This is a genomic window from Acetobacter pasteurianus subsp. pasteurianus LMG 1262 = NBRC 106471 (assembly GCF_000285275.1).
Taxonomy (GTDB): Bacteria; Pseudomonadota; Alphaproteobacteria; order Acetobacterales; family Acetobacteraceae; genus Acetobacter; species Acetobacter pasteurianus.
On record NZ_CADO01000017.1, the window covers coordinates 1 to 26,407 of the forward strand.

The following is a 26,407-nucleotide window of genomic DNA, read 5'->3' on the forward strand; positions in this document are numbered from 1 at the left end:
CTGAATTCTACAAAATGACCCGAAATTGCCTCAAGTGTGAGAAATCCGCGTTGAGAACAATGTTTACAGCACCAGCAATGGCATCCTGACCGTACAGAGCAGATGCGCCTTCTGTAACTACTTCAATATGATCAATAGCTGAAATTGGAATAAGAGAAATATCAGCCGGCTCACTTCCCCAGTTTGTGCCTGAGTTGGAGTTGAAGTTTGCCCCGATATGGCGACGATGGCCGTTCACCAAAATCAGCGTATCATCAGGAGACTGCCCGCGCAGCTGCATGGTTTGCACGAATGAACTGGCACCACCGCCTGGCAAAGCTGCTGTTGTAATAGCCGGGTTTGCCTGTGCTAAGGCAGACAACACATTGGTCTGACCTGTTTTTAACAGTTCAGCACCCGTCACCACCGTAACCTGCGTGGTACTATGCTTCTGCGTTACAGGGGAAAATACAGAGTTACTGGAATGCCCACCAACCTCTACGGATTCCTCCCCACCGCGGAGTGCAGCAAGATTTTTGGTGCGACGTGTTGGAGCCGCTTTTGTACTTTTGGTTTTTTTTACAAGAACCTTTTGTGGGTTTGCTGTTGCAGATGTTGCATCTGCAGCAAAACCACTTTCTGCCGGAATGAGAGCACCGAATGCCACACTCGCGACAAGCGACAATTCAAACTTTGAGATCCTGGCCATCGCATCACCCTCAAATCCGGTAGGATTAAGAAAATATCTTATGAAATTATGATACGGTTCCGTTACGTTTTGACGTCATATTTAATATTGATATATCTCCCCTGCACTCAAGGCAGAGCTTATACCGCATGATAAATATCGGATTTTACATAATAAAAAATCCCTGAAAAACTGTACTGGCAGCTTTTGCAGGGATTCCCTCATATATAAAATAAACACTCTAAAGTATCTATATTTCTCTTTTAAAGGCTCATGCCATCACAATGGGCTTACGCACTGTCAGCAATGAAATCAGACCGGCAAGAACCAGCGCCACCGAACAACTATACCAAGCCATATTAAAATTTCCTGTATATGACACAATATATCCTGTCAGAATGGGTGCTGTAAGCCCGAGGGCATTACTAAAAGTAAGCGTAACCCCTGTAACAGAACCTATTTTCTGACCATCCTGCAACATATCGGCCAACATGGCTGTGTTGGCACCGTTGGCTGCAATCAGGCAACAAAGAGACAGGGACAAAACAATAAGGATAGGCGTTTCCTGATGAAAGAACGGGAGAACACCAATCATCGCGCTTCCTATAATACAAAACGCAACGATAAACCGGCGATGACTAGGATCTGCATGGTTACGGAACACAATGTGTTCAGCAATACGCCCTAAAATAACAGCTCCAACAGCACCCAGAACATAACACCCGGCAGTGCCGCTTCCTGATCCAATGACGTTAACATGCAATTCATGAATAAGGTAAAATGGCACCCAGGACATCAACAGAAAATTCAGAAAGTTCTGGGTACATTGCACAACCAAAATGCCGCAAAACGTTGAAGAGCGAAAGAGTGCGCAAACTTCTGAAAACCGAATAGGTCGAACACGTGGTTGTGCAGCGGTTTTGGCCGGATTCCTATAAAGGAGCCACCATGCAAGTGCCCATACTAGCCCAATGGCACCCAAGCCCATAAATTCAAACCGCCACCCCACTTTTGCAATCAGATACGCTCCGGCAATTGTGCCCCCAGCCAATCCGATCTGCATGCCTGTCAGCAATATGGTCATAACCGTTCCGCGCTCATGCGGCTTGGCCCAGTTACGAACAATAGTTGCCCCAACACCAAATGTAGGTGCTTCACCTACCCCCAACAACATGCGTGATAAAATGAACTGGGTAACATTTTGTGTTAGTCCGCCAAGCACCATAGCGCATGACCAAACGGAAACAGCCAAACTGCCAACCAAACGCGCACCGACAAGATCCAGCAATATTGTTGAAGGCAAGTTCAGTAAGAAATAAGACCACAGGAAGCTGGAAGACACCCACCCCATCTGCACAGAAGACAATGAAAATTCCTGCCCTAATGCAGGAAGGGAAATAGACAGAGCTGCACGGTCTCCATAACTGATGACATACATCAGAAAAATCATAATGAAAAAGATGTATCTTGATGAACCTGCAGCCTTGTTCATATCTTTTTCTACCCTTCAACCTCATGGCTCCAAGAGCCATCCTGCATCGCGCAGATCATCAATATTATTTACGATACCGAAACATTATGGGCGCAATTCACCCGTCGATAAAAGAAAAAAGTCTTCCCGATTATGCGCCAGACGAAGATTCTGTTTCTAAAACCACTTTTTGCTTTTGTGGTCTCTCATGCCGCAGCATCCACAAGCCTGAACCAATAATCAGCAAACCGCCCACAAACATGGCAACACCGGGAATTTCATGAAATCCTAGCCAGCCGATCAGTGCCGCCCAAATCAGACCGCAATATGCAAATGGCCCAATGGCTGAAACCTGAGCAGAAGCAAAAGCCTCTGTCTGCAAAACCTGAGCAATTCCGGCAAAAGCACCAACCGCAATAAGACACAACACATCGGCCCTTGTTGGCATCTGCCAGACAAAAGGCAACGCTGCTGCTGTGGCTATTGTCATTAAAATAGCCTGCCACATTGCAATTGTTGTGCTTTTTTCCGTTGCTGAAAGCTGCCGGATTTGCATGGTTGTTAATGCGCCAACAGCACCCTGCCCCAACGCAACAGCGTAAGCCCATGTAGGCACCGTGCTATGCCCTGCCCCTAGCAAGCCTTTGCCTGTTGCAACAACAATAACCCCAATAAACCCGACGCCAACAGCAACCCACCTCTGGACAGATGGCCGTTCGTGCATGAGCGGAATAGACAGTAAGATGAGGAAAAGAGGCTGTGTATAAGAAAGAACTTGCTGTTCAGCTAACGGCAGATGTGTAACAGCAACAACTGTCATGATCATGCTGATAAGCCCTACAACAGAGCGAATAACATGGCCACCAAAGTGGTGCGTTTTTAAAACCAATCCACCTCGTAAGGCAATGACAATAACAAATGGCATTGAAAAGAGGTTTCTAAAAAATACAATTTCAACAACAGAAAGTGTTGAACCTGTAATCTTCTGAAGCGCATTGAGCAGAGCCGTAAACAATGTTGCCAATGCCAGCAGATAAGCACCACGTGCTAAATTATGCTGCATAGCCATTACAACTCTACCCCGGACAGAAACATATCCGCTTTTTTCTGCCCTTTTGCGTTCAAAACCATAACCTTTTCTTATCGTGTGTTTCTCACCACACATGCATTCGCATGGCCGTGGTAACTGATTGCGCCGGTATCGCTTATCCCTGAATTGAGGGAATGATCTTTCATAAGAACTTTATATTCCCAGAAAGCTCATTCTCTATCAGCCGCAGCGATTTTCCCGCCCATAGCGTGAACCTGAGAGGCAATGGCTTCTGCCAATTTATCCGAACCTGCCGTATCACTATGAACAAGTATAGAACGTGATTTGATGGGCAAATTTTTACCATCAATAGTAGTTACATTCCCTGTTTCCAAAAACTGTTTTACGCGCTCTTTAACTTTATCCAGATCGTGAATCACAGCCCCTTCCTGCCCACGCGGAACCAATGCTCCGGTTGACTGATAGGCCCGATCTGCCAGAAAAAGATACCGCACACGCAAACCTGCTTTTCTGGCAGCAAGGTCTATAGGATGCCCCTCCATAGCCAGCATAACCAGTTCAGGATCAATTTTTGCAATCACACGGGCTAAGCGGTCTGCCAAATCCTGATCGGCGTTGGCCATGTTCCCAAAAGCAGCATGGTAACTTACATGGCCCACACGCATATTATGCCTGGCGGCAATGCCTTTCAGCGCACCAATCTGGTATGCCAACATGGCTTCCATTTCTTCCGGGCTTACCACCATATTGCGCCGGCCAAACCCCATGCGATCTGGCAAACCGGGATGCGCCCCAATGCTCACCCCTTGTTCCTTGGCAGCTTTTACAACGCGGTCCATAATCAGATGATCACCCGCATGAAAACCGCACGCGATGTTTGCAGATGAAATCACTTTCATCAGGGCATCATCATTGGCAACAGTCCACCGGCCAAAACCTTCGCCAATATCAGCGTTCAAATCAATCTTCATGATTTTTTACCGGCTTTTCCGGCATCCCTTCTGATGAGCGATTTTTTGTAAAGTGCTGCAATACTTTGAATATTGTTCAGATAGCCATCAACTTCTCGCATGGCCTGCAAGCCTTCAGCTTGATCGCATTGCTGGAAATGAATGTAACTTCCGATACGTGCCTGCCCAAGCCGCCATAAATCAGCATCAATCACTGTTGCAATGCGTGGGTAGCCACCAGCAGTATTGGCATCTGCCATCTGCACAATAGGCTCTCCTGCAGGAGGAACTTGAATAAGACCCGGAATAACACCGTAAGAACGCAATTCTACAGGGTTCTGGAGTTTCAGCGCCCCACCTTTTAGGCGGTACCCCAAACGGTTACTTTGCGCTGTAATCTGCCATGAGGCATTCCAAAAATGCTTGCGAGAATCTTCCGTAAACAAAAGATAATCCGTTGCCGGGATAACTCGTAATGTTACGGTTTTTTTCCTTCTCACATACTGCTTTCAGAACCTGCGTTGGTGGAAGCGCCCCAAAGCCATCAGGCACACACCCTCCGGCACCTGCGAGTTGATCACCTTGCTCTAGAGGGCGACCATGATATCCCCCAAAACCACCACGCAACTGTGTGCTACGAGACCCAAGAACCTCCGGCACATCAATGCCGCCACATACACAAAGATACATCCGTGCCCCAACGGTAGGATGATCAATTGTCAAAACATCTCCGTCTTGGGCGGATACAACAAACCAAGGCAGAATTTTTCTTTCGCCAAGTGTGAGGGCACCTTCCCCACCTGTGACAACAAAACTGACTGCTTTGTCGAACCGAACTTTGAAAGGAAATGTCTGCACCTCAATACAAGCGGCATTTGGAGCATTTCCCAACAATGCATTACCACAGCGCAGAGCTAGCGGATCCATTGCCCCAGCAGTACTAACACCCAGATGGCGATAGCCGAACCGGCCAGCATCCTGCACACTGTTGAGCACACCTGTTTCTAGAACTGTAATCACACTTCAATACTTTCGGCATAAAAGCGAATCTGATCCCCCACAGCAAATAACGCAGGCGGATCACGCTCCGGATCAAACATCACAAGGTCTGTAAAGCCGATGGAATTCCAGCCGTTCGGCCCTGTTAAGGCAGATATACCTGCTTGAGGCCCACCAATAGTGACGGTACCAGCAAGCATTTTCAAAGACGGCACAGATTTGCGTGGGGTGGCAAGGCGTGGGTCCAACCCATGCAGATAGCCAAAGCCGGGCACGCTGCCCAAGGCACATACTGTATAAAGTGGTGCCTGATGTAAGGTAATCACATCTTGCGCAGACATACCGCAATATTCTGCCACACGTGGCAGATCGCTCCCCAACTCCCCACCATAGCGCACGCCTACTTCAAACAAGCGGCCTTTGATATGCTTTTCTGGCAATGTTGCCCATGCCTTGCGCAACCACTCTGCCACAGCTTCCGGGTCTTCTGGCGGAACTGAGAAAATCAGCATCAGGTTGGTTACACCCGGCATAACTTCTTCAATATCCGCCCGATCCGCACAGGCATCCATCAACGCCCAGATACGCCGCTGACAAGCCAGAGTGAATGCGCCGGGTGCTTCAAACAGCATAGCCCGCGTGCCAATCATACTAATGGTTGGCGTATCCGCTGAATGCCCAAATGAATTGTTTTCCAGCATAGAGATAGTATCTGTCATGAATGTGCGGCCTTATCATCCCAAATGTGCTTGGAAGATAAACAACACGAGCACTGAAATAAGAAAGCTACCACCTAAAGACATCCTGTTTGCGGCGTTACGTATTGTATTCGTAACGATAAAGGGAGAGAGCAAAGCCCGGCTAACATTATCTTTGTGTGGTGATATACAATAATCTTATGACCAATTCACAACTTGGACGCATTGGATAATCTTATGACGCAAGATCGAACTCATCTTGGTCAATGTATTATTTCGTCTCTAAAGTGAAATGACTTGGTGAATTCTGTTTTTATCACAAGCAGATTAATCCATATTTTATCGGGAACTTATGCCATGACAAATCAGCCCTACCGCACAGCACTTGTTACCGGTGCCTCATCTGGCATTGGCGCTGCAACCGTACGCCGCCTGCAAGAACTGGGGCTGGAAGTACATGCCGTTGCGCGTGACAAGGCGCGTCTGGACAAGCTGGCTGAAGAAACGGGCTGCATTGTGCACGCTGCAAGTGTTGCCGACCTTGATGCCATGGCTGCGATTTTTAAAGACCATGAAATTGATATTCTTATCAACAATGCTGGTCAGTCCCGCACAGGCAACATTACCAACACCACAGAAGAAGACATTGATGGCCTGGTGGACATCAACCTGCGCGCTGTTCTGCAGCTCACCCGCCTTGCCCTTCCCGGAATGATTGCACGTGACCGCGGCCATATTGTGAACATCACCTCCATTGCTGGGCATTATGCCTTTGCTGGTGGCAATACGGTGTATCATGCCACCAAGGCTGGCGTGCATTCTCTCTCTCAACAGTTGCGGTGTGATCTGTTTGGCAAGAACATTCGTGTTACAGAGGTTTCTCCAGCTCGTGTGCAAACAGAAGTGTTTGGCCGCCTGATCGGCAATATGGAAGAAGCACAGCGCCGCTTCTTTGATGAATATGATTCACTGCTGCCAGAAGACCTGGCCAATTCCATTGCTTTTGCCATTACAGCGCCGCAGCGCATGAATGTCAGCTTTATGGAAGTACTGCCAACCATGCAGGTTGTGGGCGGCCTGAACTTCGCAAAGAAACCTACTAAAGCCTGATAGCTGATAACCATGGATACTCAAGCTCTTAAAGCGCTGATAGACCTGTTTGGCCGTGCTCCGCTCCGTGAGCTTGAGATTTCGGAAGGCGGCCAGACTGTTAAAATCACGCGGGCAAAGCAGGCGCAGGCTTTCTTGCCTCCTGCTTCCCCCCTCCCCGCTACTGCGCCTGCAGCAGCCACAACACCTCCATCCCCTACAGAGGCAGCAGAGGCAGCAGAGGTTAGTTCTACCAAAGAACTGCTTATAACTGCCCCCATGTATGGAACACTGCATTTATCCCCTGCACCCGATGCACCGCCCTTTGTGGCCGTAGGGGACACTCTTCATGCCGGACAGCAGGTAGGTCTGATTGAAGCCATGAAAGTTTTTACACCCATCAAAACCGAAATTTCCGGACGTGTTGAAGCCATTTTAGTGCCTGATGGCAGTGAAGTTGAGGCTCATCAGCCTCTGATACGTCTATCATGAGCACGCCACAGCGCTTTGGGCGCGTTCTGATTGCCAACCGTGGTGAAATTGCACTGCGCATTCAGCGTGCCTGTCGGCAACTGGGGTTGGAGACTGTTGCCGTTTATTCGGAAGCCGATGCCCAGAGCCGCCATGTTCTGGAGGCCGATATTGCGTTGTGCATTGGCCCGGCTTCTGCTGCGCGTAGCTACTTGGATGCAGCCAGCATTATTCTGGCTGCAAAAGTAACTGGCGCCACTGCCATTCACCCCGGATATGGGTTTCTCTCAGAAAATGCTGATTTTGCAGAAGCCGTTGAAAAAGCAGGCATAACCTTTATTGGCCCTACGCCAGAGTCCATCCGCCTGATGGGGGATAAAATTACAGCCAAACAGACCATGCAAGCCTCTGGAGTACCCTGCGTGCCCGGATCTGATGGCCCATTACCAGAAGACGAAAACGCTATTCTGGACCTTGCCAATGCTGTGGGCTTTCCGGTTATTGTAAAGGCCTCTGGTGGTGGTGGTGGCCGCGGCATGCGGGTTGTCTGGTCTGCTGATGAGCTTGGCAAAGCTGTTGCTCTTACACGCAAGGAAGCACAACAGGCGTTTGGTAACCCAACTCTGTATCTTGAACGCTTTATGCAAAAGCCCAGACATATTGAAATTCAGGTTCTGTGCGATACACATGGCACCGCTTTGTGGTTGGGTGCGCGTGATTGCTCCTTACAACGCCGCCATCAGAAAGTGCTGGAAGAAGCTCCTCCTCCGGGTATTCCTCCTGAACTGATTGCAGAAATTGGTGCACGTTGTGCTCAGGCTTGCCGTAATATCGGGTATCGCGGCGCAGGTACGTTTGAGTTCCTGTATGAAGATGGCATCTTTGCGTTTATTGAAATGAATACGCGCCTACAGGTTGAGCACCCTATTACAGAAGAAACCACAGGCATTGATATTGTTTGTGCGCAAATTGAAATTGCGCAAGGCAAGCCGCTCACCATGACACAAGATGCTATTCAGACATTAGGCCATGCCATTGAGTGTCGAATTAACGCTGAAAATCCCTTTACCTTTGCCCCTTCCCCCGGCCAGATCAGCCAGTGGGATCTGCCCGGTGGGGCTGGCATTCGTATAGATACGCATATTGTTGCGGGCAGTGTGGTGCAGCCATATTATGATTCCTTGATTGCCAAGGTTATTGCGCGCGGAGCAACACGCCAAGAAGCCATGCAACGGCTAAAGGTTGCCCTCTCTGAAATGCAGGTTGAAACAATAGCAACCAATATTCCACTCCACCAGGCATTGCTGTGTGATCCGGATTTTCTGAAAGGTGGCGTTGATATCCACCATCTAGAACACTGGTTGGAAAAAAGGAAAAATCCTGATGACAAAGCCGCTGTCTCTGCCAACATTTGATAGCCTGCCCAATTCAGAAGAAATTGTGCAGATTAGCCAATGGCTAAATGAAGCGGGGCTAAGCTCTCTGGAGCTTTCTAATGCACAGGGCACGCATTTCCGTATTTGTGTTGAAACGGCTGAAACGCCTGCGGGTGGTTCTGAGCAATACAATGCTTTGGAACCATCAGTGCTCAACGCACCGGCAGAAACTGGTGTAACTGTTACCGCCCCCTACTTTGGCCATTTGTTACTACATAGCCCCGTTACAAAGGAAGCATTAGCACCTGTTGGAAGCTCTGTTTGCACAGGTGCAATTGTTGCCATATTGGAGATAGAAGGCGTTACCATACCGGTTACAGCATCCGATAATGGTATAGTTGCCGACGTTCTGGCTAAAGAAGGTGAGTTAATTGGATACGGCCAGCCTATTCTAACGCTTCAGCCTGCTTGATTTTCACTCTTTTCTAAAACCCCAGTAAGAGAACAAAAAATAACCCCATCTCGTTAAGAAATGGGGTTACCTCAAAAGCCTTGCAGGCAAAAACCTCTTACTTCAAACCTTCAACAAACTTTGCAATACGCTCACAACCTTCGCGCAATGTTTCAACATCTGTTGCGTAGGAAATACGGAAAAACGGGCTCATTCCGTAAGCTGTTCCCTGCACTGTTGCAACCTGCTGTTCTTCAAGCAGCCCCATAACAAAATCTGTATCCGTGGCAATGGTTTTACCACCAGCAGAAACCTTGTTCATACATGCGCTAATATCTGCATATACGTAAAAAGCACCTTGTGGTTTGTGGCAATAAACATTTGGAATGGCATTAAGCAGATCGACTACAAGATTACGTCGTGCCTGATATTCCTGCGCACGGTCTTTTAGAAAGTCCTGAGGACCTTCCAGCGCAGCTACGGCTGCAGCCTGAGCTATTGTGTTGATACCGCTTGTTGACTGCCCTTGCATGTTATTCATAGCGGCAACCAGATTTTTGGGCCCACCACAATATCCAACACGCCAGCCTGTCATGGCATAGGCCTTAGAAACACCGTTAACGGTAAGAACACGATCCTTCAACTGTGGCTCAACCTGAGCAATCGTGCAGAATTCAAAACCATCATACACAAGGTGTTCGTAGATATCATCCGTCATGATCCAAACATGAGGGTGCTTGAGCAGTACGGCCGCAATAGCTTCCATATCTGCGCGGGGGCAACAGGCACCAGATGGATTGTTAGGGAAATTGAGAATAACCCATTTGGTGCGTTCGGTAATCGCTGCATCCAAATCTTCTGCACGAAGCCGGAAACCGTTTTCTGCTTTACATGGAACCTGCACCACACTTGCCCCGGCAAGGCGCGCTTGATCAGCATAGCTAATCCAGAAAGGTGTTGGCAGTACAACCTCATCACCGGTGTTACAGGTTGCCATAATGGCATCAAAAATGATCTGCTTGCCGCCATTGGCAACCAGAATCTCGTCCAGTGCGTAATCCAGATTGTTTTCGCGCAGGAATTTGTTCTGCACCGCTTTTTTAAGCGCAGGCTTTCCTGATTGTGGCGGATATTTTGTATCACCCGCACGTGCTGCTTCAACTGCAGCTTCAACAACATGTGGAGGCGTAGGAAAATCCGGCTCTCCCGACGAAAGGCTGATGACCCGAATACCTTCCGCTTTCAACGCCGTTGCTTTATCCGTCATTGCGGCTGAAGCAGAAATGGCAATTCCGTTAAGTCGATCGGCAAAACCCGGCATTACACACATACTCCGAAGATATTCTTGCGCAGACGCGTGAGAATATTCAGTCAATTATCAATATCGCATGAATGTACGCCAAACCCACCCTCAAGAGATAGCTTTGAAAAGCTTCTAGCCCCATATAAGAATATTATGGAAAGAATATAAATATAAAATAAAGTAAACAAACATATATTTTTTTATTTTATTTATACTTATCTCGTGCATCATATCTTATTATATGCAACTTAAAATAAATAGATCCCATCTGATATAAGTTATGCCAAGATGTTCGTTTCGAATGTTTATTGACTATCCCCAGAATTTCAGTAACAATAATTTGAAATGCAGCGCATGGAGATGACTCAAATTGGACATCAGGCGACTACAGGCATTCGTAAAAATTATTGATATCGGCAGCATTTCCCGAGCAGCCGATATTCTGAACATTGCACAGCCAGCCCTTAGCCAGCAACTGGCCTCTCTTGAAACTGCATTCAAACAAAAACTGCTTATCCGCAGTAAAATGGGCGTAACGCCCACGGCTGCAGGGCTGGAACTTTACCGTCACGCGCAAACCATGATCAAACAGCTTGATCGTGCCATGACAGAAGTCAGCAGTGGTGCCGGACCATTGGTTGGGAAAGTCTCTGTTGGTCTTTCACCATATTCTTCTGGATCTACTTTATCTTTAGCTCTTCTAAAAGAAGTGCGTGCCAAGTTGCCTGGCATCATACTTCATCTGACAGAAAGCTTTGATGATATTTACAGCGAAATGGTCATGACCGGCCGGCTAGATATGGCCATTATTCACGGTGCCGGACCCATTAAAGGGGTAAATTTTACACCTTTAATGAAAGAAAACTTTTTCCTGGTCGCGCCAGAAGAGTCTCCTTTTACAGAAAGAGGGTCCGCGCCCGTTAAGCTTTCAGAACTGACAGAAGTTCCCCTTTTGCTTCCCCCGGATTACAATTTTGTACGGAAGCGCATCAACACAGCTTTTGCACGTAAACAGATAAAGCCCCATATTGTTGCGGAAGTGGAAGCTCTTCTGACACTTCAGGATGCTGTTGCTGCTGGCATTGGCTTTACTATCCTACCTTGGTCTGTCGCCAGCAAAATTATTGTTCCCGGCAAATCCCGCGTGCATGAACTCCGTAGCCCTGTCATTCAGGAAGATGTTTCTCTCTGTGTGCCTGAAAGCATTCCTGAAACAGAAGCTGGCGTTGCCGTAAGAAACATCCTTATTGACTTGGCCAAAAGCATGGTGATGTCTCAAAATTGGCCTGGCACACAGATTATGGATACTTAAATACTTAACCGCTGAATGCCATTAACGATTTAGCCCAGATATTTGCATCAAACGGGAGTGAGCTGTCTTTTGCTGTGGCTCTACGCCAACCGTGATACAGTTGTATCTATTCTTATCATGGATCAACAGCCAATAAACACGGAAAACTCCCCTAATGCCCTCTTCCTTCCCTTCCATGCTCCATGCAGCGCAAGCTCTTGCAGATGGCCGCACAACGGCCCGAGAACTGGTAGAAAATGCTCTGGCTCACATTGCAGACTCACATGGGGAAGGCGCACGTACTTTTATGTCTGTGCATGCCACGGCTGCGCGCGGGCATGCTGATGCCATGGATAAATTACGATGTCAGGGGCAAGCACCTTCTCCTGTAGCAGGGCTTCCTATTTCCGTTAAGGATCTGTTTGATGAAGTGGGTTCCACCACCAGAGCAGGATCTATGGTTCTAGCCGATGCCCCACCTGCCAGTATGGATGCCCCTGCTATTGCGCGGCTGAAGCAGGCCGGGCTGATTAGTATTGGCAGAACAACCATGACGGAATTTGCCTTTTCGGGCATTGGCATCAATCCGCATTTTGGCACTCCGGCTAATCCGTGGCGCAGGGATGAAAAACGCATTCCCGGCGGATCTTCTTCAGGAGCTGCCGTTTCTGTCTCGGACAACATGGCTTTTGTAGGCATTGGAAGCGATACCGGTGGCTCCTGCCGTATTCCAGCGGCACTAACTGGCCTTGTCGGTTTCAAGCCCACTGCCCGCCGAATTTCCACCCAAGGGACTGTTCCCCTTTCTTCCACCTTAGATTCCATTGGAAGCATCGGCCGCACAGTGGCGTGCTGTTGGGCGGCAGATAGCCTGATGGCAACAGGAACAGTTCGTATACAAGACGCTCCAACCGGACGAGACGGACACACTCTTCGGTTAGGTATTCTTAGCACTTCTGTCATGGAAGATATGGACAACACAGTCGCTCATACATGGGAAGGTTGCTTAGGCAGACTTTCCAGAAACGGCGTTATACTGGAAACCTTTACCTGCCCTCCCCTTACAGAAATTCCGAAAGCCAACAGCAAAGGAGGGTTCCCCGCAGCTGAATCCTTTGCATGGCACCAGCATCTTCTAGAAACACGCCGTAGCGTTTACGATCCTTTTGTATTGCAGCGTATTTTACGAGGTTACGAGCAGACCGCTGTGGATTATATTGCCTTACTGCAAAGTAGAGCCAAATTAATCCGACAGGCAGCCGATATCATGAACCATTATGATGCTGTCATTTTGCCAACGGTGCCCATTATTGCCCCAAAGATCAACGATATGAATGATAATGCCCGTTATGTAGCAACTAATCTTCTGTTATTACGCAATACCACGATAGCCAACTTTCTTGATCTATGCGCCATTAGCCTGCCATGCCATCACGCAGGCGAAGCGCCTGTGGGGTTAATGGTTATGGGCCGTCATGCTGAAGACTGTGATCTCTTCCATATTGCCGCACAACTTGAACGTATTCTTGCCCACTAAACATTAACTCCACTAGCTGAGTGGATGAATAATTTTCAAAGCTTTCTAAAGCGGTCTCAGATCGGAGTTCCCGGTCTGATATCGTAAGCTTTTTGCACAAGAGCTGGCCGCTTTCCTAGGCCCTCGGTAACTTTCTGACTCCATACAGCCTCTAGCTGTTCTTTCTGCTGGCCAATAATTTCCTTAGGCTCGACATTACGATAGTTTTCAATCTCCCCTGTTAGAACACCAATTGTCGTTTCAAAAACAGGTTCGGGATCATACTGTTCATGCGGAAACGCAATATTTTCATAGTCGAATAGACGTTTGGTGGGATCATCCACCCAACTTTTCCAACTTTCGAACATACGATCATTAAAGCCGGTAAGGAATGGCCCGGGATTGACGGTAGCAACTTCGATGCCGAATTCCTTGACCTCCTGGCTAAGAGCAGAAGCAATCGCCTCAATAGCGTGTTTGGAAGATGAATAAGCGCCAGAGAATGGATCTGTCGTCAAACCTGCGACAGATGACATAAAGACAATCCGGCCTTTCTTTTTCTCTACCATTTTCCTCAACAGTAACTGTGTGAGCAAGACTGGACCAATGATATTGACTTCATATTGGCGCCGCAGATTTGCCGCAGGAATATCAGCAACGGCACCACCTTCAGAAATTCCTGCATTATTCAGTAGAATATCAACGTCCCACTGTGCAGCCTTAAGCCGGTCTCCCTCGCAGGTCACATCTAGTTTTTCAATTTGTAAATCTACACCACGCTGTTTAGCGGCCTCAGACAAAGCATAAACCTGTGATGCAATTTCAACGCCTGCAATAACATTAAAACCTTTTGCTGCCAGCCGGAGTGCCACTTCATGACCAAAGCCAGTGCCTGCGCCTGTTATAAGTATTGTCGTCACCACCGTTTTCCTCTTCGCAATTCAGATGTAGATCAGACAACGTGTGGGCAAACGTATATGTTCCCAATATAATATTCATGTGAAAGAACACATCATGTTATATACAAATTATGTAACATGATGTGAGATAAGAACATCGAATGGTACCGATCCATAAAAATATGTGAGGTTAGAAACAATATTATTTTTAAAAGTATTTCCCCATAAAATGCTTTTCCATTCGGTATTTTTTAGGTCTTCATGCAAAAAAATCTTGGTTTCATTCCAGCCATCATGGTAACTTTGTAAATATTCGCTAATGTTAAGAGAAAAATTAAATCGTGTTACAATAACAATAATTTTTATATCTTTTGTAAATCTTTGGAATGCCACAACATGATCTGATAATGGGCCTTCCACTAAAACCTTTTCATATCGACCATTTGTGAAAATTTGAGGATACTTTTTTCTTAATCCAAGAAGTTTATATATTATAGCCTGCTTAATTTTTCCATCACGCCAACTACGAGCCAATGCTAATAAGTCTACCTCTTGTTCTAAATTTTCCTGCAATTTCAAATAATTTACCGGCCTTCTATTATCAGGATCTACAAGACTAAAATCCCAATCCTCCCGCCCTTGATATAAATCAGGAACGCCAGGAACCATACAACGCAAAATAACCTGTGTTAGACTATTCATGGCTGCTGCAGGAGAAATATCATTTATAAATGTAGCAATATTTTTTACAAATGGCACACATAGAAGTTGCATCATGAAATTCTGGCATGTTTTTTCATATGTAATATCAGGCGCATCCCAACTGGTAGATAAACCAGATTCTCGCAAAGCTTTAGTCAGATAAGACCTTAATCTGTGAGGAAAATCCGAAAAATCACTTTCATTTAAAGGCCATGCAGAAATGAGCGTTTGATATATAAATATTTCATCTGCTTGGGAAACATGTTTTTTTGAATGGTCTAATATATGTAAGTCAGCATTTTGTTCAAACCAATGCATTACGGTTTCAGGCCATTTCGCCTCAGGTTCACTTAAAACCATAAGCCGTGCCCTTCCGTCCTCCCCACGTTTATGATCATGCGTAGCTGTGCAAAGCAGTGCATCTGGATGTGACAAAAAACGCGATATATTAGCTTGATGAAATGCTTCTATATTTTTTGAAAAAAGATCTGGATCTGTGCCAACTTCATTTCGAGACAATAAACGCGCATAACGATAGAATGCTGTATCTTCTCCTGCTTTGGCAGCTAACGGAGCTGTTAGAGATACAAATAAATCTTCAGGCCACTTTTTACCCAACGCCTGATCAATCTTTTGGCTTAAAATGCACTCAATTTTATTCAATAATGGAATATGATAGAGAGATAATTCCTGACGTACCTCATTACAGGATTTCCGCAAATATGGAAGGCTCTGTTTACTTATTACAGAATTCAAAAAGTAAATACGATATACAGGAAACGCGACTAGAATTTTTCGCAACACCGTTTCTATAGCATGTTCTGTTACATCTTGTTCCGGGGGAAAAATATTTATGAAAGATAGAATAAGATCACGGAACATTTTATAAAATGAAGAATCCAGTTTTTCGTTCCGTGCCAGTTCCTGCACTTTTTTATAGGGGAAAACTCCGCATTGTTCCCATAAGACATCTAATTTTTCCTCTCCTTTTGGGTTATGCAAAAGAAGGGAGGTCTGCTCAAGAAAATCATACCCTGTAGTGCCAGAAACCAACCATTTATCTGAAAGAATTTCCTTATTGGCTAAAATTTTTTCTACAAAAACAACAGGATCATTCCTCAGGTTTTCTGGTCTTTTTTGCTTTAATTTTTCCAATTCTTTTCTCAAATGCTGGCAATACTTATCTGGTTGTAGCAAGCCATCAATATGGTCAATTCGGAAGCCATCAATCAAACCCCGTTGGTATAAATCAAATATATATGTATGGGTACGAACAAAAACTTCTAATCGCTCCATGCGAAGTGCAATTAAAGATGTCACATCAAAAAAACGCCGCCAGTTTACCAAATCACCAGCATTGCGCCACCAAACGAGCTGATAATGTTGCTTTTGCAAAAGCAATAAAAGATTTTGCCTTCCCTCTGAAGTTTCAGAAGAAAAAAAATCTATTAACAGCTTCCTTAAATCTAAAGGCAGATTTTCTGCATCCTTAAAACTGGAAAAACCAACAACCCAGTTCATACTCTCTAACGCGATTGGAAAAATTCTATCTTCATACGTAATTACAAAAGATCTTTTTCCATTGTGATATAAAAAACGGATTTTTTTTTCGTCTAAAATATCGCACAATGGTTTCTCAAGAAATGGCAGAATAATACGATGCTGCGCTTGTGTTTGAGAGACAGACCAATCGATATCAAAATAATCTGCGTATTTACTTTTATGTCCAAATAGCAAAACATCTTGCCACCATAAATTCTGATGGCTTGTAGACATATGGTTTGGTACAATATCAAGAATAAGCCCCATATTATGCTTACGCAGCGCATCTACCAAAGTTTTTAAACCTACCTCTCCGCCCCTGTCTGGATCAATATAATCCCAACTAATTGTATCATATCCATGCGTAGATCCCGGGACTGATGCTAATAATGGAGAAGCATAAATATGGCTAATACCAAGCCTTGAGAGATATGGCACAAGCAGGACGGCATCATACAAAGTGTAGTCTTTGTTAAACTGGATACGATACGTCGCACGCAATGATGTATTCATGGCAGGTTTTCCATACTCGCCACAATGCTAAATGCAGGTAATGTTCCTGCCACTCTTGTATCTGGCAGAGTATAAATTAGATCATGCGGTTCCGTAATTTTGTATTTTTTATCAGACAGATTTATTGAAATTGTAAGTAATTTTCTATTATCTAAATACCAATGCGCACATATGGCGCCTATTCCCAGCACCTTTACCCCTGCGCTTTGCGCGTGATGTAAATGAGGAATAATCCATTTCTTACGTAGTGTGAGCAAATGATGCGTTAAAACCAGCCATGCTTTACCCAAATCTGTATCTCTTATGCCCCTATCTGGCCTAGACGCTTCAAAGGTGCTGAGTGCATTAGGGTCTGGAATACGTTTACGTATCTTCTCATCTTGAAATGCTGAAAATTTAGAAAATTCGTTTTGTCGTCCTGCTTTGATACGCTCTGCCAATTCACCATGAAAATCACAGAAAAAATAAAATGGCGTGATACATCCCCATTCCTCCCCCATAAAAATCATCGGAATCATAGGGCTTAAAAGAAGCAAAGCATAGGCAGCTTTCACTGCCTCTGGCTTTGCTAGCACCAATAGTCGCTCGCCAAAGGCTCGATTACCTATCTGATCATGATTTTGTAAAAATAGAATAAACTTCGTTGCTGGCAGATCGTCACTCGGCATTCCTCGACATTTGCCGGAATAAGAATTGAATTGCCCTTGATACACAAAACCTTCCGCCAAAACCCGAGCTAAATCCTGTGTCGGGTTTTTAGAAAACATTTTGTAATATCCTTCATGCTCTCCTGTCAGAAGCACATGTAAGGCATTATGTCCGTCATCATTCCACTGGGCAGTAAAACCGTTTCTCAGTAAGCCTGCATCATTATTTTCGTTTTCGAGTATCAAATGCACATGGCGTCCAGGCTCAATAGTGGCCTGAACCCGTTCTTGCAACACTCCGAACCATGTGTGATCAGAAATGGCAGATGCTGCATCAATACGCACACCATCAAACCGATACTCCATAATCCAATAGAGCACATTTTCTATAAAAAAATCTCTCACTTCAGCTCTGCTGAAATCTATCCCAATTCCCCACATTGAATGCTGGTCGTGGTTGAAAAAATCATTTGCATAAACTGGTAGAAAATTCCCTTCAGGGCCAAAATGATTGTAAACCACATCAAGAATAACCATAAGCCCACGCATATGTGCTGCATCAATCAGATGCTTCAGTTCATCTGGATGACCGTAAAAAACTGCCGGCGCATATGGTAGAACCCCATCGTACCCCCAATTTCTCGTGCCCCCAAAACTGTTTATGGGCATTAGCTCAATGGCCGTAATGCCAAGGGCTGCCAGTTCATCTAACTGTTGGCATATGCCCTCATAACCACCTAACAAACCTATATGAAGTTCGTAAATAATGGCCTCGTGCCATGGCCTTCCTTGCCATTCTCGACACTGCCATTGATAATATTCTGGATCTATCACCTCACTTGCACCTAACACGCCATCTGGCTGACTGCGGCTTGCTGGGTCCGGCACAAACTGTTCATCAGAAACACAAAAACGATAACGCGCTCCAGCCCCACAAGGAGCTGTAATGCTAAAATGCCCCTGTCCATCAGAATGCATTTGCAAATCCTGCATCCCTTCAACATACAGAAATACATTTTTACTTGATGGTGCCCAAAGCGTAAAAGCTGTTTGCCTTTTCTCCAGAAGCTCCGCACCAAAAGTTTTTCTAAATCGAAATGTGCGCATGCTCAGGAGCCTTTCAAGCAAGAATAACGTGCCTAGGGAGCAACCGGACTGAAATACAAAACAGAAAGTGGTGGAAGCGTTGCCTCTAAAGAACAACACATCCCGTGGGCAGGCACATCCTGCGCATGCAGCCCACCAGCATTGCCAACATTAGACCCACCAAAACATGCGGCATCGGTATTGAGAATTTCGTGCCAGTATCCACCCTGTGGAACACCCACCCGATAATTGTGGCGGGGCACAGGTGTCATATTACAAACAACCAGAACAGGTGCTGCGTCTGGCGCATAGCGTAACCAGGCAAAAACACAATTCTGCGTATCGTCCGCAATCACCCACTGAAAGCCATGAGGATTGTAATCCTCCGCATATAGAGCTGGATAAGAACGATAGAGGCGATTGAGAGCTACAACCGTATTATACACCCCCTTGCCCGATGCCTCATCCAGCCTGTGCCAGGCAATCTGGCCATCGTGGTTCCATTCTTCCCATTGCGCTAACTCGCCTCCCATAAAAAGGAGTTTCTTGCCTGAATATGCCCACATAAGCGCGTAGAGACATCGTAAATTAGCATGTTTCTGCCACTCATCGCCTGGCATGCGCGACAAGAGAGAACCTTTGCCATGCACAACTTCATCATGAGAAAGTGGTAGAATAAACCGCTCAGAATAGGCATAGATCATGCCAAAGCTCAGATCATTTGCATGATACCCGCGCCAAAGTGGGTCCCGCTGCATGTAACGCAAAGTGTCATGCAGCCATCCCATATTCCACTTAAAACGAAACCCTAACCCACCTGCTTCAGAAGGCATGGTCACACCCGGCCATGCCGTGGACTCTTCAGCTATCAGCATCACATCATCATACATATCTCGCATGAGAGCAGAAAGTTCATGAAAAAATGAGACAGCTTCAAGATTTTCACGTCCACCATAAATATTAGGTTTCCACTCCCCTTCCTTTCGGCTGTAATCGCGATACAGCATGGATGCCACGGCATCGACCCGCAGACCGTCAATATGAAAGTGCTTCAGCCAATAAAAGGCACTTCCCAGCAGAAAACCTCGCACCTCATTCCGGCCAAAATTATAAATAAGCGTGTGCCAGTCCTGATGAAATCCCTCCTGCGGGTCTGCATGTTCGTAAAGATGTGTACCATCAAAACATGCAAGCCCGTGCGGATCAGAAGGAAAATGCGCTGGCACCCAATCCATAATCACCCCAATACCAGCCTGATGGCACCTATCTACAAATGCAGCAAACTCATGAGGCTCCCCATGCCGGGCCGTTGGGGCATACATACTGACGGGTTGATACCCCCATGATCCAGAAAACGGATATTCTGTAATCGGAAGGAGCTCTATATGTGTAAACCCAAGCTTCTGAATATAAGGGATAAGTGCATCGGCCAAACCATCCCAAGACACAAAACCTTGGCCGCTTTCTGGCAATCTCCAAGAAGGGGCATGAATTTCATAAATGGATAATGGCGCATTCACTTTATGAAATTCATGCCGTTGCGCCATCCAATCTGCATCATGCCATTCATGGATTATTGGTGCAGCAACACGTGATGCCGTGGCTGGAGGCTTTTCCGTAAACCGAGCATAAGGATCTGCCTTTGCTGGCAAAACTTTTCCTTCAGCAGAAAGAATTTCGTATTTATAACGTTCCCCAGCTATAAGGCCGGGAACAAACAACTCCCACACTCCGGCTCCATGCCGCAACCGCATGGGATGACGTCTGCCATCCCATATATTGAAATCCCCAATAACAGACACCCTGCGAGCATTAGGCGCCCAAACCGTAAAGCGCACACCTTTTACGCCATGTATCTCGATACAATGCGCTCCCATCATTGCATCTGGGGACTGATGACGTCCTTCTGAAAACAGATGTAAGTCCAGATCTCCCAACAATTTGCCAAAGCTGTACGGATCAATAACATCTTGCCAACTATCAGCCCATTTCACGCGCACAAAATAACTTTGACTGCGCTTGGGGATGGTAACGCTATACACGCCATGAGGATGAATACGCTGCATCTGCCGCTCAAGCGTAGATCCATCTGCTGAAGTAATGACCACCCGAACTTCAAACGCATCGGGGAAAAAGACACGCACAATGTCACCCCGCCCATCAGGGTGGCGGCCCAACACAGCAAAAGGATTAGAGCTATGCCCTGATGCAAGCTCTTCAATTTGCTTTTGAAGCACTAAATCAGCCATTTTACGATTCTTAGATACAGAACGAGTAGGCATTGCAAGACATACCAGGTTTAGAATTTCAGAATAATGATATATTATTAAATTAAGCGTATGTGCCTGTGCGCTTTAGGCTTTCGCTTTTTTGGCCACCAAGTGGCATGCGGGCAGGCTGTATCCTGCGTAATGTACGGAACGGACGCTGCAAAATATCGCCTCTGCGTGGAGCAATTTCATCGTGAGTATTGTGATGTGATGGCAAATATCCAGCTAGTTCCCTAAACAGTTGAGCATATCCAGCAGCTTTCCCTTCCCATGAGACATCATGCAATGCACCGTTACGCTGCAATCGTGCCCAAACGGATTTTTTCTGAAACAAAGTATATGCCCGTCTTATAGCTGCCAAAAGTGTTTCACTATTTGTCGGAGAAAACAGAATACCGTTTGCAACACCCTCGGCTATAGCGGCTGAATTTGCATCCACAATGGTATCTGATAACCCACCAACACGTGCCGCAATAGGCACAGATCCATAACGCAGCGCATGCAGTTGAGTGAGACCACACGGCTCAAACCGGGATGGAATAAGAGAAGCATCAACCGCAGAATGCATTTTATGGCCGAGGACTTCACTATAACTGAGATGACATGCCAATTGATGTGGATAACGACTTTGCAATTCTGCAAGAGATCGCATAATTTCTCTATCACCTACTCCCACAACAATAAGCTGCATGTTCCATTCAAACAGACGTGGGACAATTTCAGCCAGAATATCCACACCTTTTTGAGTGGTTAAGCGGCTGACAAGCCCAAGCAGAAATGTATCTGCCTTTTGTGGTAAACCAAACTCGGCCTGCAATACTCTTTTATTGGCACGACGCCCCACATTATCACCAACTGTATATGGAAAAGTCACGGCTGAATCTGTCATAGGATCCCATTCTGAAAGATCCAGGCCATTTAATATACCATTCAACACCATAGACCGTGCACGGAGTAGGCCATCAAATCCCATTCCATGTTCTGGGGTTTGAATTTCTTCTGCATAGGTAGGAGACACTGCTGTTAAGCGGTTTGCAAACAGCAAGGCGCCTTTCAAAAAGCTTATCTGCCCGTGATACTCCAAACCTTCCAAGGCAAATGCATGGGCTGGCAGTCCGAATTCTTCCAATTTATTACGAGGAAAAATACCTTGAAACGCTAAATTATGAATAACATGGGAAACAGGTGCAGCTTTTACACCATCATAATGCAGATAAGCTGCCACCAATGCGGAATGCCAATCATGAGTTTGCACCACCGCTGGCTGCCAGTGCTCCAGATATCCTTGGGCAATAAATGCACCAATGCGCGCCAAAACAGCATAGCGTATACCATTATCTGGCCAGTCCTGTCCTGTTGGGCTGCCATATGGATTACCCGCACGATCATACAAAGCTGGCACATCCATAACAAAAAGTGCACGATCTTTTGTTACTCCTTCCCAAAGAGTAACAGAATACCCAAGAACATTTTCAAAATTCTTGATAACGCGCCGTTCTTCCAAAGCTGCCATAACGGAAGGGTAGCCTGGCAATAAGGTATGTGTTTTTATTCCATATGGACGTAAAGCACCGGGCAAAGACCCTACAACATCCCCTAAGCCGCCAGTTTTTATAAGTGGATACATTTCTGACGCTACGGAAAGAACGTTTAAATTGGCTGGCAACATTGAAACAGATGTCTGCGTCATGTCTCATCCCTTTTATATATCTTGAATGGAATATTTCGCACTGACAGGCATGACGCGGCTATCAGTAGCCATTACATACAGAACGCCCTTTCTCTCAAAATGTCTCCCGCACACGATTATGTTACTGAATTTTGGTTGAAGCAGCGCGTTACAGCCCTATACATGCCACGATTTTCGCCATGTGGTGAAAAACAGATAGGCCTACTGCATAAGGTTAGGGCGCTGCCTATGAGTTTTCCGCTTCGTCAACGCCTACGTGAAGGAAACCCCATTGAATTTGGGGCAACATATGATGGATCTGGTGTTAATTTTGCGGTGTTTTCAGCTAACGCTACCGCTGTAGATATCTGTCTTTTCAATCAGGACGGAAAAACGGAAACAGACCGTATCCGCCTTCCAGAATACACAGATCAAGTGTTTCACGGTTGGATACCTGATTTACATCCCGGTCAGCTTTATGGATTGCGCGTGCATGGCCCTTACGAGCCAGATGCTGGACATCGTTTCAACCCCAACAAACTTCTTTTAGATCCATATGCTCGCGGACACTTAGGCAATCTGGAATGGAACCCCGCTCTGTTTGGCTACCAGCTTGGTCACCCTGATCTGGATTTAAGCTTTGATGAACAGGACAGTGCCCCCTTTATTCCCAAATGTATTATCCCCCCCCCATCAGAAAGAAAAAACAAACCATTAAAAATACGTTGGTCTGATACTGTTATTTACGAAACGCATGTGAAAGGTTTTACACAAAACAACCCTTTGGTTCCCGATAACCTGCGTGGTACCTATGCTGGGCTTTGTCATCATTCTGTACTGGATTATATCAAATCTCTGGGTGTCACCTCTATTGAACTCTTACCTATCCAAAGTTTTGTAAATCCTCAATCTCTTATAGAGAAAGGGCTTACAAACTATTGGGGTTACAATACGATTGGCTTTTTTTCCCCAGATACGCGTTACGCTGCCAATCACACTGATCCGGCGGCAGAATTCAGGGAAATGGTTGCTCGTTACCATGAGGCCAATCTGGAAGTGATTATGGATGTTGTCTACAATCACACAGCAGAAGGAAATGAACTGGGGCCGACGCTATCCTTCAAGGGTTTGGACAACGCCTCCTACTACCGGCTGATACCAGATAATTTCCGCTATTATATCAACGATACAGGCACCGGAAATACATTTAATCTTAATACTCTACACGTCATACAGTTTGTGGCAGACAGCCTGCGTTACTGGGCCGAGGAAATGGGAGTAGATGCTTTTCGCTTTGACCTCGGCTCTATTTTGGCGCGAGAAAAAAACGGGTTTGACCGCCAAGCCGGTTTTTTACGCGTTTGCCGGCAAGATCCAACCCTAGCGCATCTGAAGCTGATAGCCGAACCGTGGGATATTGGCCCAGGTGGATATCAAGTTGGAAATTTCCCTCCCAGTTGGGCAGAATGGAACGACCAGTTTCGAGATACTGTTCGGGATTTCTGGCGCGGAGAAGCGCGTGCGGCTGCTTTAGCCCCACGCCTTCTTGGCAGCCCGGATATTTTCAACCATAGCGGCCGACAAGCATGGGCAAGCGTTAACTTTATTACAGCACATGACGGCTTTACGCTCAAAGACTGTGTTTCCTACAACAATAAACACAATGACACCAACGGTGAGGATGGTAAGGACGGATCAGACAACAACCGTTCCTGCAATTACGGCACTGAAGGCCCTACAGATGATAAAAGTATTAATGCTCTCCGCTGGCGACAATGCCGCAACATGCTGGCAACCCTCCTGTTCTCGCAAGGTACCCCCATGCTTCTGGCCGGAGACGAGTTTGGCCGTACACAGAACGGAAACAACAATGCCTATTGCCAAGATAACGATATTTCATGGGTAAACTGGAAGACTGAAGAAGAAGGCGAAAGCCTAAAAACTTTCACCCAAAGGATGCTCAGCCTTAGAAAGCGTTTTCCCATTTTACGGCGTAGTCGTTTTCTGACCGAAGCTTACAATAAAGAACTGGATATTAAAGAACTTACCTGGATCAGTGCCAATGGTATGGAAATGATGCAAGAAGAATGGGATCATGCACAATGTTTCGGGCTGATGCTGGATGGCCGTGCTCAACCTAGTGGCATTAGGCAACGCGGTGAAGATGCAACTTTATTCATGGTTTTAAATAGCTGGACAGACAGTGTAGAATTTACCTTACCAGAAGCAGACGGTGGAGCTTGGAAATTACTTCTTGATACCAACCGCCCCAATGCTGGTGATGACATAGAAAAAGATATTTTTGAGCAAAAAATTGATTTTACTGTAACAGACAGATCAGTTTTACTTTTTGAGCTTCTTAGATCTTAGAAAAACCTTTCTCTTTTTTCAGCGTTGTCATCAAACCTCCATCTCTGTCTTGCAAGACACAAACCAGAGATGAAACCATAAAAAACGGAGCATAAACTATGCCTCGTGGTGATAAATCTGCTTACACAGACAAGCAAAAGCGACAAGCTGAGCATATCGAAAAAAACTACGAACAACATGGCGTAGGCGAAAAAGAAGCCGAACGCCGTGCGTGGGCCACTGTCAATAAAGAAACGGGTGGTGGCAAGAAAAGTGGATCTGGAAGAGGCCATGCCATCACGCATGAACCTTCGCGCAAAGGGGGTAAAGCTGGTGGAGAAGCTTCCGCACAGCGTACAGCAGAGGAACGCTCTGCTTCAGCACGAAAAGCCGCTGAAACGCGTAAGAAAAACGTAAAATAGCATGCCTTTTAGATCTATCTAAAAGATATATGGCAAGCCTATACGCTGAAAAAGACATTGCCATGTAAAGCGGTAAATTTTGCCCCCTACAAAATAAGCGACATTCCTTAGGAGACGACATGATGGCACATGAAGAAAAAATTTCACCCCAACATCAGACTGTTCCTGGTGAAACGGACAAGATGAATCCCATTCCAGATCATGGAGAAAAAAGTTATCAAGGATCTGGAAAGCTTTCTGGAAAAGTTGCTTTAATAACAGGCGCAGATTCCGGAATAGGCCGATCCGTTGCCATTGCTTTTGCGCGTGAAGGTGCAGATATTGCAATTGCTTATTATACAGAAGATAACGATGCCCAAACCACAGCCGATTGGGTAGAAAAAGCCGGACGCCGTGCTATTTTGCTTCCAGGAGATATCCGACAACGATCACACTGCAACGAAATAATAAAACGCACAATTGATGCCTTCGGGCAGCTAGATATTCTGGTAAATAATGCTGCACATCAAAAATCTGTAACAGATATTTCAGAAATTGATGAAGAAGAACTGGATACAACATTCCGCACAAATTTTTACGGCATGTTCTTCCTGTGCCAGGCAGCCTTGCCATATTTAAGTAGTGGATCTTCTATTATCAACACAACTTCAATCAATGCTGTGCAACCCTCCCCTCACCTGCCTGTCTATGCCGCTACAAAGGCAGCCATTTCCAACTTTACAGCTGGCCTTGCGCAAATGCTGGGTAAGAAAGATATACGTGTCAATGCTGTTGCGCCGGGGCCGGTCTGGACACCCCTTATTCCTTCTACAATGCCACAAGAAGATGTTGCCAATTTTGGTAAAAACACACCTATTGGCCGGCCAGCACAGCCAGCAGAACTTGCTTCTGCTTACGTAATGTTTGCTTCAGATCAAGCAAGTTACACAACTGGCGCTGTTCTGCCTATAACTGGTGGCCGGCCAATGCTTTAAG

At 46.0% G+C, this 26,407-nt stretch carries 19 protein-coding genes and 2 pseudogenes; 9 read left to right on the forward strand and 12 right to left on the reverse strand.

What is annotated here, in order from left to right:
• Positions 1-52 precede the first annotated feature (52 nt).
• The 6 genes and pseudogenes from APA10_RS05260 to pxpB form a co-directional block, all read right to left on the reverse strand.
• Positions 53-688, reverse strand: a pseudogene (locus APA10_RS05260) (TonB-dependent receptor plug domain-containing protein); the annotation flags it as partial.
• Positions 689-938: 250 nt separating this feature from the next.
• Positions 939-2,159, reverse strand: coding sequence for an MFS transporter (locus APA10_RS05265; protein WP_035366004.1), 1,221 nt, complete (start codon positions 2,157-2,159; stop codon positions 939-941).
• Between the two features lie 130 nt (positions 2,160-2,289).
• Positions 2,290-3,303 (reverse strand): DMT family transporter, encoded by a 1,014-nt coding sequence (locus APA10_RS05270; RefSeq protein ID WP_003630187.1) that lies wholly within the window; start codon positions 3,301-3,303, stop codon positions 2,290-2,292.
• 95 nt (positions 3,304-3,398) lie between these two features.
• The gene (locus tag APA10_RS05275) at positions 3,399-4,160 is read right to left on the reverse strand and encodes a LamB/YcsF family protein (RefSeq protein ID WP_003630189.1); all 762 of its coding nucleotides are present in this window, start codon (positions 4,158-4,160) and stop codon (positions 3,399-3,401) included.
• Positions 4,157-5,159, reverse strand: a pseudogene (locus APA10_RS15535) (5-oxoprolinase subunit C family protein). The gene APA10_RS05275 and the pseudogene APA10_RS15535 overlap by 4 nt, the downstream one beginning before the upstream one ends.
• Positions 5,156-5,857 carry a 5-oxoprolinase subunit PxpB gene (gene pxpB / locus APA10_RS05285; protein WP_035366006.1) on the reverse strand — a complete coding sequence of 234 codons (702 nt, stop codon included), beginning with the start codon at positions 5,855-5,857 and terminating at the stop codon, positions 5,156-5,158. The pseudogene APA10_RS15535 and the gene pxpB overlap by 4 nt, the downstream one beginning before the upstream one ends.
• Before the next feature lie 336 nt (positions 5,858-6,193).
• Here pxpB and APA10_RS05290 point away from each other — a divergent pair, with 336 nt between their 5' ends.
• From APA10_RS05290 to APA10_RS05305, 4 genes are read left to right on the forward strand one after another with little or no spacing between them, the layout of a single operon-like run.
• The gene (locus APA10_RS05290) at positions 6,194-6,946 is read left to right on the forward strand and encodes an SDR family oxidoreductase (RefSeq protein WP_003630197.1); all 753 of its coding nucleotides are present in this window, start codon (positions 6,194-6,196) and stop codon (positions 6,944-6,946) included.
• A gap of 12 nt (positions 6,947-6,958) precedes the next feature.
• A complete protein-coding gene (locus APA10_RS05295; RefSeq protein ID WP_003630199.1) occupies positions 6,959-7,417 on the forward strand; it encodes an acetyl-CoA carboxylase biotin carboxyl carrier protein in 459 nt (152 codons plus the stop codon).
• Positions 7,414-8,811, forward strand: a complete 1,398-nt coding sequence (gene accC, locus APA10_RS05300) for an acetyl-CoA carboxylase biotin carboxylase subunit (protein ID WP_003630201.1) — start codon at positions 7,414-7,416, stop codon at positions 8,809-8,811. Before APA10_RS05295 ends, accC begins: the two co-directional genes overlap by 4 nt.
• A 25-nt stretch (positions 8,812-8,836) precedes the next feature.
• On the forward strand, positions 8,837-9,244 hold the full coding sequence (locus tag APA10_RS05305; RefSeq protein WP_050923520.1) for an acetyl-CoA carboxylase biotin carboxyl carrier protein: 408 nt from the start codon (positions 8,837-8,839) through the stop codon (positions 9,242-9,244).
• A gap of 97 nt (positions 9,245-9,341) precedes the next feature.
• On the opposite strand, the gene APA10_RS05310 is transcribed toward APA10_RS05305, so the two are convergent.
• Positions 9,342-10,544 (reverse strand): pyridoxal phosphate-dependent aminotransferase, encoded by a 1,203-nt coding sequence (locus APA10_RS05310; RefSeq protein ID WP_003630205.1) that lies wholly within the window; start codon positions 10,542-10,544, stop codon positions 9,342-9,344.
• Positions 10,545-10,896: 352 nt separating this feature from the next.
• On the opposite strand from APA10_RS05310, the gene nac reads away from it, so the two are divergent.
• Together nac and APA10_RS05320 are read left to right on the forward strand one after the other, a co-directional pair.
• Positions 10,897-11,838, forward strand: coding sequence for a nitrogen assimilation transcriptional regulator NAC (gene nac, locus APA10_RS05315; protein WP_003625236.1), 942 nt, complete (start codon positions 10,897-10,899; stop codon positions 11,836-11,838).
• 154 nt (positions 11,839-11,992) lie between these two features.
• The gene (locus APA10_RS05320) at positions 11,993-13,354 is read left to right on the forward strand and encodes an amidase (RefSeq protein ID WP_003630206.1); all 1,362 of its coding nucleotides are present in this window, start codon (positions 11,993-11,995) and stop codon (positions 13,352-13,354) included.
• Between the two features lie 56 nt (positions 13,355-13,410).
• Here APA10_RS05320 and APA10_RS05325 read toward each other — a convergent pair whose 3' ends face one another.
• The 5 genes from APA10_RS05325 to glgA form a co-directional block, all read right to left on the reverse strand.
• Positions 13,411-14,256, reverse strand: coding sequence for an SDR family oxidoreductase (locus tag APA10_RS05325; RefSeq protein ID WP_003625232.1), 846 nt, complete (start codon positions 14,254-14,256; stop codon positions 13,411-13,413).
• 105 nt (positions 14,257-14,361) lie between these two features.
• Positions 14,362-16,989 (reverse strand): malto-oligosyltrehalose synthase, encoded by a 2,628-nt coding sequence (treY, locus tag APA10_RS05330; protein WP_003630208.1) that lies wholly within the window; start codon positions 16,987-16,989, stop codon positions 14,362-14,364.
• The gene (gene treZ, locus APA10_RS05335; RefSeq protein ID WP_003630210.1) at positions 16,986-18,743 is read right to left on the reverse strand and encodes a malto-oligosyltrehalose trehalohydrolase; all 1,758 of its coding nucleotides are present in this window, start codon (positions 18,741-18,743) and stop codon (positions 16,986-16,988) included. The genes treY and treZ overlap by 4 nt, the downstream gene beginning before the upstream one ends.
• A gap of 32 nt (positions 18,744-18,775) precedes the next feature.
• Complete coding sequence (gene glgB / locus APA10_RS05340; protein WP_050923518.1) at positions 18,776-21,004, reverse strand: 1,4-alpha-glucan branching protein GlgB; 2,229 nt, start codon at positions 21,002-21,004, stop codon at positions 18,776-18,778.
• 49 nt (positions 21,005-21,053) lie between these two features.
• A complete protein-coding gene (gene glgA / locus APA10_RS05345) occupies positions 21,054-22,682 on the reverse strand; it encodes a glycogen synthase GlgA (RefSeq protein ID WP_003630213.1) in 1,629 nt (542 codons plus the stop codon).
• Between the two features lie 162 nt (positions 22,683-22,844).
• Between glgA and glgX the strand changes: the two genes are divergently transcribed.
• The 3 genes from glgX to APA10_RS05360 all read left to right on the forward strand — a co-directional run bounded on the left by glgX (position 22,845) and on the right by APA10_RS05360 (position 26,406).
• Positions 22,845-25,031: a glycogen debranching protein GlgX gene (gene glgX / locus APA10_RS05350; RefSeq protein ID WP_174714349.1), complete on the forward strand. Its 2,187-nt coding sequence runs from the start codon at positions 22,845-22,847 to the stop codon at positions 25,029-25,031.
• A gap of 98 nt (positions 25,032-25,129) precedes the next feature.
• Positions 25,130-25,432 carry a hypothetical protein gene (locus APA10_RS05355; RefSeq protein WP_003630215.1) on the forward strand — a complete coding sequence of 101 codons (303 nt, stop codon included), beginning with the start codon at positions 25,130-25,132 and terminating at the stop codon, positions 25,430-25,432.
• Positions 25,433-25,551: 119 nt separating this feature from the next.
• Complete coding sequence (locus APA10_RS05360; protein WP_003630216.1) at positions 25,552-26,406, forward strand: glucose 1-dehydrogenase; 855 nt, start codon at positions 25,552-25,554, stop codon at positions 26,404-26,406.
• Position 26,407: the final 1 nt, after the last annotated feature.